The organism is Bacillus sp. SM2101, from assembly GCF_018588585.1.
GTDB classification, from domain to species: Bacteria; Bacillota; Bacilli; order Bacillales; family SM2101; genus Nanhaiella; species Nanhaiella sioensis.
Genome location: NZ_JAEUFG010000004.1, coordinates 91,589 through 104,917 on the forward strand (window position 1 = coordinate 91,589; position 13,329 = coordinate 104,917).

Genomic DNA, 13,329 nt, shown 5'->3' on the forward strand with positions numbered 1-13,329 from the left:
AACTGAAGAAAACTTGAATAGTAGTAAATCAGGTGGGAAGCCTACTCCACCTGATTGAAAAATCAATCAAAAAAAATCTGCTTCCTTATCTCTTCAATCTCAAGTTTCCAAGGATCAATAAATGAGTTTCTTGTAACATAGAAATGTATAATTTTTTGAACCGCCCCTAAGTCTTCTCCATAATATTCAATTTTTAGAGGAATGTCTACAACAAGAGATCCAGTGCTGTTTTCAGAAGGTATGGGTGATGTTCGGGCAATCCCTTCTAATGAATTAAATTTGTTGAAATAGTCCTCTGCAACCATTCTTTTATCTCCTATTATACTTGCTGAAAATATATGTAAGTCGCGTTGGTTGACACTAAACAAAAAAGAATCAATTAGCTCCATTGGAGATATAGATAAAAAATATTCACCAGTGATGCCTGCTGCTTTTCGAACCATTAATTGATGAGAGAAATCTTCACTTCTTGATGAATGGGTTGTACTAGATTTGAAATGTATACAAAAGTGCCCGGGGAATCCATTGATTAAAGCACCACTTCCGTGAGGCATACCATGCATTGAAGCAGCAATTTTCTGATGATCAGCCATAATAATGATTGCACGTCTATTCCAGCTCCACTTCCCATTAAATATTTGTTTCATGATTTTGGTATCCTCTTTTGTAATTGGCTGGACGTCAGCATGCTTACTTCCTGCTCTTCGTTGACCATTGAAGGATAAACCTGTTTCAATATCAATAATTTTAAACGTACTATACTTTGGAATTATCTCATTAACTTGTTCCCAGGGGATGATCGTACCATAGTGCTGAGCTTTAAGTTTTTGTTGTATATCTTTAAGTTGTGAAACTAACTTACTTGGAATATTCCACTTTTTTTGTTGTTTAATATTGTAAAGTTGCCAGTTGCTATTTACATAAAACTTTTGGTTCACTCCATTACTTTTTATTACGACAAAAGTATCTGTTAACGGCATATGCTCTGTTGTATGCACACCTTTACTGTCTTTTAACTTTGAAATAATTTCCTTTGATTTTATCGTCATTTTACTTTCGTAAAGAGATGTTGGTGAGGATTTCACAATAATTGTTACTGTATGATTTTGCTTGGCCGCAGCAATTGAACTTGACATTCCAAAACTAATAAATAATATTACAAAGAAAATTGTTAATCTCATGCTCTTCCCTCTTCAAATATTAATATGTATACCCAATTATTATTTACAAGAACATGACTGATACTCATAGTAAAACTTGGTCACTCGAAAAAAGCTTGTAGAACTTTCGCTCTACAAGCTTTTAATTACTTCCTCATTCGTACCCTATACTGTAATTGCTGTTTCAATTCTTTGCTACATGCTGTTTTCGTATTAATTGTTGTTTTTCGTACTAGTTAATAAACACGGATACAACTAAAGCTTCGTATCATCTTTTCTTCTAAAAAATGATGATACATTTTTTGTAAATAACAACAAAGGTTACGAAAGAAGCTTGCGAAAAACAATCACAAAATATTTGATTTAGTAACAGTAGCGATGAAGCTTGGGCATCAAACCTTTAGTCATTACTGTCACTAAATCGTTCAACAAATGTTGCTAGTGTTCTTACCATTACTCCTGTAGGACCTGCAGGACCTAATTCATGTTGAGACCTAGTTGTTGCAGTTCCAGCAATATCAAGATGAACCCAAGGTGTATCCTCTGCAAATTCACCAATGAACGTTCCTGCCATAATGGCATGACCTTCCCGCCCAGGTGAGTTATTTAAATCTGCCATTTTACTATTACGTACTCTTTCTTTGTCTTTTTCTGTAATTGGTAAACGCCAAATTGGTTCGCTAGCTTCATAAGACGCTTCAAGTAGCTTTTCAAACAGCGGTTCATTATTTGTCATTGCACCTGTCATATCTTCGCCTAAAGCAACGATAACACCACCAGTTAATGTAGCAACATCAATAAGGTAATTAGCTCCGTGCTGCTTTGCATATGTTATTCCATCTGCCAACGCTAATCTACCTTCTGCATCTGTATTTAGTACTTCAATAGTCTTCCCACTCATTGCAGTAATGACATCATCAGGTTTCAGTGCGTTACCACTAATCATGTTGTCAGTTGATGGTATAACAGCAACTACATTTTGATCTGGACGTAACTCTCCAATCACTTCCATAGCACCAAGTACAGATGCTGCCCCACCCATATCTGATTTCATACCTACAATTCCATTTTTAGGTTTAATTGAGTAACCACCTGTATCAAAAGTTATACCTTTCCCGATTAAGCCAATCACGTTTTCCCATTTCTCTTGTGCTTGATATTTTAGTACAATCATTTTAGGTGGTTCAACAGAGCCTTGATTTACCGCAAGAAATGCGCCCATACCTAATTTTTCCATATCTTCTTTTTCTAAAATCTCATACTCAAATTCATACCTTTTTGCTAGTTCAATAGCATAATTTGCCATATCAGTTGCAGTTAGCATATTTCCAGGTAAATTTACAAGTGTGCGTGCAGAGTTTGTACCTTTTCCATATGCATATCCAACTGCCAGACTAGCCTCAATTTCCTTAATATCATGTTCGCTGTATACTGTTATATGTGTTATTTCTTTTTTAGGTTCATTCGCCTTTTGTTTATAGTTAGCAAATTGATATGTAGCTAGTGGTAACGCTTCACCTATGGCATGTGATGTATCAAATACATCGATATTTTTTGTTGCAAACGAATCTACTGCAATTGCGACCTCTTCAAATTTCTCATTTCTTAGTTGTTTAAATAATTTACCAAAAGCTTGTTGAGCAATCTCAAATGTAAGTTGTTCTTCTTTTCCTAAGCCAACGAAATAAAAACGCTTTATAGGTGATTTTCCTAGTGTATGTACTTTTGAAATAACCTTCTTCTTTGCTGAAATATCCCCATCCTTTAACATGTTAGTAATTTGACCTTCCAGAACAGTGTCAACCTCAGCAGCTAAGCCACTCAACTGTTTATTTTTCTCAAATAAACCGATGACAATGACTTCACATGATTGAGTAAAATCTAAATCATTTTTCACAATAAACATTGTAATACACCTCCACATATATGATAACGAATAAATTTACAAAAAGAAAACATTTCAAATTATTCTTCTCGTTCCTCATTTAAGTATAATAATAATGTAGGTAGTTTAGGCAAACCATCAATGTGTTCGAAAGAAACCCGATCCACATCTTGTGGTATAATAATAAGGCATTTTTCAATAAATTCATTGACTTCTTCCAAATTAATACCCCAATAAGATGGACGGTATTTCTGAATATATTGATGCCCTGCTCTCATCATTAAACGTGCGCCTTCTACATTTCCATAGCCATAATGATAAAGCGCTACTGTCATTTGAAGAAGTCCTTTTAAAAAGTAATTATGCTTTTCAGTCATCCATATTTCTTCAAGAAGGTCATGACATGTGTAATAATCTCCTTCATTAAATTTAATAAAAAATTGATAGTATTCTAATGGATAATTGGCCAAAGTATTTTACCTCCAAAAAGCGTAAGCGCTCGCACTTCTAAATGGGTGAGCACTTTAGCTAGATCTTTTAAGGTATCCCTTGGGGATGAATGGTGAAACTGGACATTTAGAAAAGCGTATCATATTCTTTTAATTATATCAGCAAGAAAGGGCGTTTTAGTCAAATGGAATTAATGTCAAATTTTCCTTTATGGTCTGCATTACTTGCAATCTTCTTTGCACAATTTGTCAAAGTTCCAATTCAGTTTTTTGCTACTAAAAAAATTGATTGGTCATTACTAACTAGTACAGGAGGAATGCCCAGCTCTCATTCGGCTGCTGTAACAGCATTAACGACAGGCATTGCTATAGAAGAGGGGTTTGGTTCACCTATATTTGCACTATCGACTGTATTTGCAATTATCGTTATGTTTGATGCAACTGGTGTCAGACGCCACGCCGGTGAACAAGCAACTGTGTTAAATCAACTAGTGTCAGACTTCAATAAATTCGTTGGAGAAGCAAAATTATGGCCTAAAAAACCTCAAGAAGAAAAGCGTAAGGAGTTGAAAGAATTATTAGGTCACCAGCCTATTGAAGTGTTCTTTGGTGGCTTAACTGGAATTTTTTTAACGCTCCTTTTACAATATTTGATTAGCATGTAAAAAATGGTGACTCAATAATTTATGAGTCACCATCACCTTTATGTTAGGCTAATTATATTGATTATTATTTTTTGTATAACCAAATCAATTTGTACAAAACTAAAATTCATGGTCCCATGGCATACGTTTAAAACTACCTCTTGCTGTTCTAACAACAAAACTTTTGAAAAAAACTTATATTAATTTTTTGAGTTTATATATTGTTGTCTAAACACTTGCATAGATTCATTTTCATTTAAGACCGTTAAATCTTGCTCAGTAAGCTTACCTGATCCTCGCTCAATAATATAAACTTCAACAGTTTTTTTACCCCATTCTTCATACACTTCTTCAACAGTTTCGTAGTACAAATCAATTTTATTACCTTTAATGGCACCGCCTTTATCCGCAACAACACCATACCCATAATCCGGGATAAATAAAATTGTTCCAATTGGAAAAACTCTAAGGTCTGCAGCTACAGTTGAATATAAATCTCTTTTCACCTTCACCCCAGAGTATGTAATACCATATTGTGGATGACTTGGTGTTTTTCCAGTTGACTCAAAGCCTGCAGTATATCCTGTTGCTGTCACCTTCATTGAAGGATATTTACTCCAGTCAAGATCCTCAAGACTTAGTTCCGCATTTACCTCTTCACTTGATGAAATTTCAGTTGGATTTACAGCAATTCTGTTTAACAATTTTGAAGGTAAACTTATGTCCCTCTGTAAATAATTATATTCCGGTAAAAACTCTTCCTGTACTAAAGTAGATTTATGATAGTTATTTTGCACCCAACCGATAATTGACTTAGCCTCAACACCGGAAAATGACTGAAAAGTAACAAATAACGCAGCAACCAACAGCATAGTCATTACTGCTCTTCTAGTAATAGTTCTTAGTAAACTCATTTTTTATTTTTCACTCCTCTCACGAATCTATTACTTTCCAAAAAGAGAAAGAAATATTCATGAGAGAGGAAAAATTATTGTAACTATAGCATATCGATTGAAATTTGATTGACGATGTCACTTAGTTAAAACAATGAAATTATCACGTTATTGTTGAGATATTCGATATGTGAAAATAACAAAAATTAACAACAAAAAAAAGACCTCAAAATTTTGAGATCTCCATTTAGAACATTTGGTAACCTTTTGCCCGTAATATTTTTATTGTAATTCCTGAGCAAATAGCACCAATTAAACCGCTAGCTAATATGATAACATCAGCTGGAGCTAACGATATAAAATTTTCATATAAATCTGTAAATGATGCACTTGGTTCAGTAAAATAATCTATAAATCTGACCTTGTCAATAATTAGTATAAAAATAAGTGGGCTAATAATTGCCATAATCCAAGTCATTCGTAAAACCATATTTAGAAGGAATCCAATTCCAAAGAATAAAATAAAAAATAACAGTATTGAAATGATTAAAACCGGTACACTCATTTCCATCCTACTCACCTCCAGCTACCACCATTAAGTGTACTGAATGATGGTATAGGGGTCAAGTACAAAACTACTTTACAATAAGCTTTCATTCAAACTATGAAGATTAAAGTACCATTATAATGTGAACGTATTAATCTGTTTATTCATTTTACTGTCGTGTAATGTTCATTGTTCTATTTCTTGCCACTACCACCACAGTTAGTACATGTTTCTGATCCACCTAATAATAGTTGAATATAACCTTTGCCAGAGCAATATGGGCATTCTTTTTTGTCTGTTGAAATAGCTTCCATTAATAACACCCTCCATTAAGTTTTTATTTTAATTTAAATTTTCTGATAATATTACCAACAATTTTATAATAAGGAAAGGTACGTTATTGACGAAAAAGTACTTATGTAAGCGATTACAAAGGTCTTATACAACTGTATCCTTCTTTAATCACACTTTTTCAAATAATTAAAGATGGCTAAAGTACGTCGATGAGAAAAATAAGAGAAATTTATACGATCAGAACTTAAAGAAACAATTTATATTTTGTATAACCAAATTGACTACCAGGGTTTATGTCGTCATACATCTTTCTGTTTTGCAATTCCTTTTGTGAAAAACGGATGAGTAATATTGATGAATCTGGATCTTTCACTAAGTCATCAGGTGAGATAAATGCTGCGTCATACAACTCTTTTTCTTGAATAACGATTTCCTCACTCTGAGCTTTTAATGAGAACAACACCATATTATCACTTATGTCATTACTTATAACACCTGTTCTCAAGCCAATCATTCCTTCTATTTCGCAAGCAATTCCCGTTTCTTCATAAACCTCTCGCAAAATAGCTTCATCTAATGTTTCATTATGTTCTACAAATCCAGCAGGAAAGGACCATTTATTTTTGAGTCCACCGTATTTCTTCTTAACAACTAGCCATTCCCCATTACTTGATGTCACTACACCTGCAACTGCTAGCCATACTTTACCTCTATCTTCTCTCCCCATATTTATACAACTCCCATGTTATTTATCGTCTTACTATACAAACCACATGCATGTATCTTATCGGACGCAAATATTAATTTTACATACTCTTTGTAATTTTAGGTAATGATGGTAATAAGTTCACCAAAAGAACCTAAAAAAAGCAATAGCACAAGTTTTATGCAATTGCTTTTTTTAGGTTTAGCTATTTTCGCATAGATTGTTGCTTTTAGTTAGTAGCACATTATACGAAAAGAGCCTTATGTTTAAAATATATTAAATTTTCCTTTTTTCATTACTAATGACGGTCCGCCTACTAAAAATAGCGCGCGATTATCTACCATTTTTTTCATAAATGAAGCTTTTGAGCCTGTGATTTTCTTACCGAATACAACACCAATGGCATCATCTTCACCCAATGAACATACTGTTCCTTTTATATCTGGTTTAAATTGTTCTAATTCTCCTTGTTCTCTTACGAGGACAGCTAAATTTTTCGCACATGTTTCTCCTTGTTGCATTGCAATTTGGGCTGTCGGTGGATATGGTCGATTAATTTCTTCGTTTATCATTAATGAACAATCACCTACGATAAATACATCATCATGTCCAGGAGCACGTAAATCAGCTTCTACCTTTACTCGACCACGCATTGATTCAAAGCCTGAATTTTCAACGATACTATTTCCACGAACACCCGCTGCCCATACAACAGTTTCTGACTTAATTTCTTCTACTTCGTCGCCTTTTGCAACAATAATACCTTCTGTTGTACATTCTTTTATAGCAGTACCTATTTTAAATTCTACACCTTTACGTTCTAAATGACCTACCGCATATTCAACTAACTCTGGATCAAATCCTGGTAATACAGTTGGTGCTGCTTCTACACATATAATACGTGGTTTATGTTCATCAATATCATATTCACGACATAACTCAGGTATACGATTTGCTAGTTCTCCAACAAACTCAATACCGGTGAAGCCAGCTCCCCCTACAACGATCGTTAAACGTTCATCACGATCTTCACTGTCATTATTATAGTTAGCAAATTGATATTCAATATGTTCTCTTATTCGACGAGCAGCATTTATATTTGCAATTGAAAAAGCATGCTCTTTTAAGCCTTTAATACCGAAAGTTTCAGACTCAAATCCTAATCCGACAACCAAATAATCATAAGTTATTTCATTATTCTCAAGTACAACCAACTTCTCTTCACGCTTAATTTCTACAACTGTATCTTGGATAAAGTTAACTTTTCTGTTATCTATTACATTATTAATTGGATAACGTACACGATCATGATGTAATGTACCAGCCGATGCCTCATGTAACCACGTACTTTCATAGTGATAGCTATTTTTATTTATTAACGTAATTTCAGCTTCATTAACTCCTAAATATTTTTGGAGACGAACTGTTGTCATTAATCCACCATAACCTGCACCTAATATAACTATTTTTGGTTTTCTCAACCGTATCACATCCACCTTTAATAAATTATATTGCGGTTATACTTATCATTCACCGCTATGAGATTTTTTATCGTTTTTTCTTTATGAAAAGCTTGGTATCTACCAATATAGTAATTTTTTCCAAGTTCATGAACAAAGAACAATGTGAATTTCTTCACTTACTAACTCAAAACACTATCAAAAAATATAGGTATGATAAGGGTTAAATTTGTCACAAAAATTTAACATATTTCCTATATTACATAATATTCTTTTTATACATGTTTTTCAAGCACAAATTCTACATTTATAAACTTAAGAATATTTAAAAAATAACCTTTTTCTTCAACGTTTCGACAAATTTTACACTTTAGTCCAATAATGGAGTTTTTTAAACTGTCACAATTTAATAAATCAAAAATTTCTGCATTTATGCTTAAGATATTTTTGAATGCATGTGGTATGATAAATAGTGCAAAAACAAATATACTATTAAATGTAGCTTCACATATGGGGGGATTTGGTTTGAAAGAAGATCAAAAAGTGTATGACATTACCATTATTGGTGGAGGTCCTTCAGGATTGTTTACGGCTTTCTACGGGGGAATGCGGCAGGCTAGTGTAAAAATTATCGAAAGCCTTCCACAATTAGGTGGACAATTATCAGCACTATATCCAGAAAAGTACATTTATGATGTAGCTGGATTCCCGAAAATCCGGGCTCAAGAGCTAATTGATAATCTAAAAGAGCAAATGGAAAAGTTTTCACCAACCATTTGTTTAGATCAATCTGTAGACAAGCTAGAGAAGCAAGAAGACGGAATTTTTAAGCTAAAAACAAATAGTGAGATACATTATTCTAAAACAATTATCATTACTGCTGGTAATGGTGCGTTTCAGCCTCGTAGAATTGACCTTGAAAAAGCTACAGAATATGAAGGGAAAAACCTTCACTACTTTATAGATGATTTACAAAAATTCAAAGGTAAAAAAGTAGTCGTGTGTGGTGGAGGAGACTCAGCTGTAGATTGGTCACTAATGTTAGAGCCAATTGCAGAGGAAGTATCCATTATTCACCGCCGTGATAAATTCCGTGCACATGAACACAGTGTAGAAAATTTAATAAATTCTAAGGTTGACATAAAAACACCTTATGTTCCTGTTGAAATTATTGGTGATGAAAAGGCTATTAAACAAATTGTCTTAGAGAAAGTTAAAGAAGGAACAAAAGAAGTGATTGATGTAGATGACGTTATTGTTAACTTTGGCTTCGTTTCATCTCTTGGTCCTATTAAAGAATGGGGGCTTGAAATCGAAAAAAATTCTATCGTTGTAAACTCTAAGCAGGAAACCAATATTCAAGGTATTTATGCTGCTGGAGATATTTGTACGTATGACGGCAAAGTAAAGCTAATTGCTTCTGGCTTTGGTGAAGCACCTACCGCTGTTAATAACGCAAAGTCATACATTGATCCAAAAGCAAAGCTACAGCCATTACACAGTTCATCTATGTTCTAAAATGAACGCTCTTTTCGTTAACTGAAATTTACCAAATAATATACTTTATTAAAATCAGCGATCATAAAAAACATAACAACCATTTTTCCAATGTAGGAAAGATGGTTGTTTTTTTAATTATTACTTATCGCACTAAGATTTAAACACGTAAGCATCTATAGCGATCGTGACATCTTTTCTACTTTGCTAATGATGGGATTTGTAAAAAACTTATCATACTGTCCATTTTTAGTAATAATAGCAACAAAGTTTACGAAAAAAACCTTTCATAAAGGATAGTCCATTTCTTAATATGAGCAACTACGTTACTGTGCACCTATTAGCCGATTTTATCAATTTATCGCACGATAGACTAATGAATCAAACCTCTATGTTTATTATTGAATAGACTAGTAATAAAAGAAAAGAGGTGAATTCATTGAACTGTAACTGTCTATTTAATTCTTGTGAATGTAAATGTACGTATGAAAGATGGAATGAGATTCCTTATGCTGGAGAAAGTGAGCCTCCTAAAAACCCAGAAGAACCATATGCAGGATCATGGTCAACCTACTATATAAAGCGATGTGGCAATCAGTTTATTACTCTTCCAAATAAAGAACCTATCTATTTCTCTATTAAAAACCCAAACTATATTGATTGGAATGAACAACTAGAGAAAGTATTAGAAGTAAGAGATAATCTAGATGATCATAAAAAAACTGTAGCGAAATATTGGGGTACAGGTGTTGCGACAAAGCAATGGACACCAATAATTGACCGACTCATTGACACATATGGTGTTACAGCCCCTAGAGCTGCTAGAATATTGGGTGCAGTACAAAGTGCTATAAATGATGCATTTGTCATTACTTGGTTTTATAAATTCTTATGGCTTGTCGCAAGGCCTGATCAGCTAGACCAAGAGTTAGCAACCGTTGTTTGTACACCAAGACACCCTACGTATCCTTCAGGCCATGCCGCTGTTGCTGGTTGTGCTGCAGAGTTATTAAAATATTTCTTCCCAGGGGAATCGTTAAGATTAGACGAATTAGCTGAAGAATGTGCCATTTCTCGATTATATGGACTCGTTCATTTCCCTATTGACAATGATGAAGGACTAAGCCTTGGTAGACAAATCGGTCAAGTTGTTGTTAACAATCTCAAGAAGGAAGTTGACTCACAATGTGACCCAATTGATACGCCATATGAGGATAACCTACACGCAGATCTCATGCCACCTCCGTATGAACAAGTCATTCCATTTGATTTCAATACTGAGTGCCAATCATTAGTCATACCTGACGATGACTAATTGAATAACATACAACAATCCACAATACCCCAGTAAAACCACTGTATAGGAGAGCTCCTATACAGTTTTTATGTAAATATTGTGGATATTGTGAATAAACTGTGGATAAAACTGTTAAAAAGTTAACTCTTTTGATAAATACTAGGCAAAGTAAATGAACTAAGATGTGACAGATTCATCAAAAGGTTTTACCATCTTAGACTTTATTAATGAATTTTCTATATATTAATAATTTTTATTAATAATTATCTATATTCTTTTTCCCTTCAAAAAGTTATATTGATGCTGTTTTTGTGCCACTTCAATATCTTTATGTATGAATAATAATGCTATTGATGAGCTTTGAGAATATATTAGTTCCGTAGAAAGGTTGAATTTCATTATACATTCTCAATATATATTTTTTAAAGCTGTGGACATTGTGTGTAAACTGTGGATAAAATTGTTAATAACTTCAACCTGCTAAAGGATAGCGTCGGCAGCTTAGGGTAAATATTTACTTTACCTTTTATACAAATGTGTTCACATTAATTATTATTTTTCGTAAATAGAGCTAAATACTACTATAAAAATCATATTTCACACCAGTTACCCAAATGTAGGTGATAAAAAGCAGCAAAGTTTACAAAAAGAGCCTTTAAATAATATCAATATATTCAATGAGAACAAAAGAGTGTAGTAAATACCTTTCTCTACACTCCAAGGATGAATTTTTTTTTTGTGGTTAAGAGTTACTTATTACACTGATAGTTTATTAATTTGATAAATGTATTCAGGATACGATACTGCATCTCCTAAAACGGACATATTCCAAGTAGCTGTTTCATTTGAATTTTTGTTCTCAAGAAGTTTTTTTAGAAAATATATTTCAGAGAAGTGCGTATCTTGAAATGAATGGTTTCTTAATTTCTTTTTTGCTTCAAATCTCCTTTGAAGGCGGTATAAACATAATAACATCCAACGAAAGTATATTGCTTGAAGCTGGGGATCCTTCGTTTCATCATATAGCGAAGTAAAGTCCTTTAATGCTTCTTCAAACTCTCTTTCAATAAAAGGACGATACCCTTTATGATTGACAAATATTTCATTATTATCGGATTGAACTGGACTATAGCAAATATCTTCAACATGATTTTGTATATTTTTATGGTATGCGACGACTTCCCAACGAGCAATTTTTAAGGAGCTATCAATTTCGTATACGACTGGAACTTTTATTACAGATGCTTTTGTTATATTTAATAGTTTAAGAAATTTAATGTAATCGCTTGGATTAATAAATGCATCTTCTGAAATTCCTATGTTCCAATCTTCCTCTGTATGTTGTCGCTTTACTTTAAATGATGCAACCTTCTTATAATAATCATAAATTTCATCTATAGTCACATGCCATTTAAATTGCTTGGCGGTAGAAAGTCCATTCGTTATAAGTAAATCAACTAATTCATCGTCATCTAGCACTTTTTTGATTTTACTAGTTAAGTCTATCGGATCCCTAATTCTACATACTAGAACATTCTCTCGGTCAATAGCATATTCTAGTACGCCATCATTTTCCGTCGTAACGACAGGACAACCACAAGACATGGCTTCTAATGGTGGAAGAGAAAAGCTTTCATAATGAGACGCAGATACATATAATCTCGCACCTCTATATAAATCTGCGATTGTACTTTGACTAGGTTGAACGAAGGCTTTTGTAACCTTATTTCTCATGTCGTTTGACGGCTCCTCAGGCGTTATCCAAAACAACGATATATCGTATTCTTGTTGAATGACTTGATACGCTTCAATAATTTCACGTATACCTTTAAAAGAGGCAGATTCTGCACCCACCATTAGCATATACCGCTTCTCTGATTTGAATGAAGAACTTCCATCGTAAAAGATGCTTTCATCTATTGCGTTATGAATGACACTTGCTTCTCGACCATAGTTTTTATTAATTAATTTAGCTGCATTTTTCGATACTGTATATATAAATGTTGGCAGTTCATATTGACGTTTAATAAATACCTTTAACGCGTCATTCATACTTTCATAATCAAACAAGTGAAAGTCACCTTGTTCAAAATAAACAACTGGCGCAATACCTGTGTCTATACAGGATTGAATATGATCCCAGTAGGTTGCAACAATAACATCACAATTTGGTATTCCTTTTGCTAATTCGATCGTAAATGGAACTTGTATATAGGTAGCATCAATTGGATACCAATGAGGTTTTTCAAAATGTGTCACAATTGTAACTTTAATGCCAAGGCGTGTTAAACGATTAACATGCTCAAAAATAATTTTTACTCCCCCACTTACAGCTACACTAGACATCACATAAACGATATGAAATGAGTCTTCGGTTTTGTCCTTTTGGCATAAGACCTGTTTTTCAGACATGTGTTGTTGAGCTAATCGCTTGTTAAATTCTTTTAATTTTAGTTCTTCGTACATACTAGCCTCCTTACATATAGTTGATGAAAAA

General features: G+C 33.5%; 12 protein-coding genes. 3 read left to right on the forward strand and 9 right to left on the reverse strand.

Annotated elements, in window-relative coordinates:
* Positions 1–62: 62 nt before the first annotated feature.
* From JM172_RS05180 to JM172_RS05190, 3 genes are all read right to left on the reverse strand, one after another.
* Positions 63–1,181 (reverse strand): hypothetical protein, encoded by a 1,119-nt coding sequence (locus tag JM172_RS05180; protein WP_214481033.1) that lies wholly within the window; start codon positions 1,179–1,181, stop codon positions 63–65.
* A gap of 379 nt (positions 1,182–1,560) precedes the next feature.
* Positions 1,561–3,066 (reverse strand): leucyl aminopeptidase, encoded by a 1,506-nt coding sequence (locus JM172_RS05185; protein WP_214481034.1) that lies wholly within the window; start codon positions 3,064–3,066, stop codon positions 1,561–1,563.
* A 59-nt stretch (positions 3,067–3,125) separates the two neighbouring features.
* Entirely contained in the window at positions 3,126–3,515 is a 390-nt protein-coding gene (locus tag JM172_RS05190) for a DUF309 domain-containing protein (protein WP_214481035.1), read from the reverse strand.
* Between the two features lie 164 nt (positions 3,516–3,679).
* Between JM172_RS05190 and JM172_RS05195 the strand changes: the two genes are divergently transcribed.
* Complete coding sequence (locus tag JM172_RS05195; protein ID WP_214481036.1) at positions 3,680–4,159, forward strand: divergent PAP2 family protein; 480 nt, start codon at positions 3,680–3,682, stop codon at positions 4,157–4,159.
* Between the two features lie 179 nt (positions 4,160–4,338).
* Here JM172_RS05195 and JM172_RS05200 read toward each other — a convergent pair whose 3' ends face one another.
* The 5 genes from JM172_RS05200 to JM172_RS05220 form a co-directional block, all read right to left on the reverse strand.
* Complete coding sequence (locus JM172_RS05200; RefSeq protein WP_214481037.1) at positions 4,339–5,052, reverse strand: 3D domain-containing protein; 714 nt, start codon at positions 5,050–5,052, stop codon at positions 4,339–4,341.
* A 226-nt stretch (positions 5,053–5,278) separates the two neighbouring features.
* Positions 5,279–5,602, reverse strand: coding sequence for a YuiB family protein (locus tag JM172_RS05205; protein WP_214481038.1), 324 nt, complete (start codon positions 5,600–5,602; stop codon positions 5,279–5,281).
* 170 nt (positions 5,603–5,772) lie between these two features.
* A complete protein-coding gene (locus JM172_RS05210) occupies positions 5,773–5,892 on the reverse strand; it encodes a YuiA family protein (protein WP_214481039.1) in 120 nt (39 codons plus the stop codon).
* A gap of 224 nt (positions 5,893–6,116) precedes the next feature.
* On the reverse strand, positions 6,117–6,599 hold the full coding sequence (locus tag JM172_RS05215; RefSeq protein WP_214481040.1) for an NUDIX domain-containing protein: 483 nt from the start codon (positions 6,597–6,599) through the stop codon (positions 6,117–6,119).
* Positions 6,600–6,844: 245 nt separating this feature from the next.
* Entirely contained in the window at positions 6,845–8,068 is a 1,224-nt protein-coding gene (locus tag JM172_RS05220; protein WP_214481041.1) for an NAD(P)/FAD-dependent oxidoreductase, read from the reverse strand.
* A gap of 495 nt (positions 8,069–8,563) precedes the next feature.
* Here JM172_RS05220 and JM172_RS05225 point away from each other — a divergent pair, with 495 nt between their 5' ends.
* Both JM172_RS05225 and JM172_RS05230 read left to right on the forward strand, forming a co-directional pair.
* On the forward strand, positions 8,564–9,556 hold the full coding sequence (locus JM172_RS05225; protein ID WP_214481042.1) for an NAD(P)/FAD-dependent oxidoreductase: 993 nt from the start codon (positions 8,564–8,566) through the stop codon (positions 9,554–9,556).
* A 418-nt stretch (positions 9,557–9,974) separates the two neighbouring features.
* Positions 9,975–10,850 (forward strand): vanadium-dependent haloperoxidase, encoded by an 876-nt coding sequence (locus JM172_RS05230; protein WP_214481043.1) that lies wholly within the window; start codon positions 9,975–9,977, stop codon positions 10,848–10,850.
* Between the two features lie 738 nt (positions 10,851–11,588).
* Here the strand turns inward: JM172_RS05230 and JM172_RS05235 are convergent.
* Positions 11,589–13,298: a glycosyltransferase family 4 protein gene (locus tag JM172_RS05235; RefSeq protein ID WP_214481044.1), complete on the reverse strand. Its 1,710-nt coding sequence runs from the start codon at positions 13,296–13,298 to the stop codon at positions 11,589–11,591.
* Positions 13,299–13,329: the final 31 nt, after the last annotated feature.

Coding starts and splice junctions, on each gene's coding strand:
- JM172_RS05215 (WP_214481040.1), bottom strand. CDS start 6,599: ATGGGGAGAGAAGATAGAGGTAAAGTATGGCTAGCAGTTGCAGGTGTA.
- JM172_RS05200 (WP_214481037.1), bottom strand. CDS start 5,052: ATGAGTTTACTAAGAACTATTACTAGAAGAGCAGTAATGACTATGCTG.
- JM172_RS05235 (WP_214481044.1), bottom strand. CDS start 13,298: ATGTACGAAGAACTAAAATTAAAAGAATTTAACAAGCGATTAGCTCAA.
- JM172_RS05210 (WP_214481039.1), bottom strand. CDS start 5,892: ATGGAAGCTATTTCAACAGACAAAAAAGAATGCCCATATTGCTCTGGC.
- JM172_RS05180 (WP_214481033.1), bottom strand. CDS start 1,181: ATGAGATTAACAATTTTCTTTGTAATATTATTTATTAGTTTTGGAATG.
- JM172_RS05185 (WP_214481034.1), bottom strand. CDS start 3,066: ATGTTTATTGTGAAAAATGATTTAGATTTTACTCAATCATGTGAAGTC.
- JM172_RS05195 (WP_214481036.1), top strand. CDS start 3,680: ATGGAATTAATGTCAAATTTTCCTTTATGGTCTGCATTACTTGCAATC.
- JM172_RS05205 (WP_214481038.1), bottom strand. CDS start 5,602: ATGGAAATGAGTGTACCGGTTTTAATCATTTCAATACTGTTATTTTTT.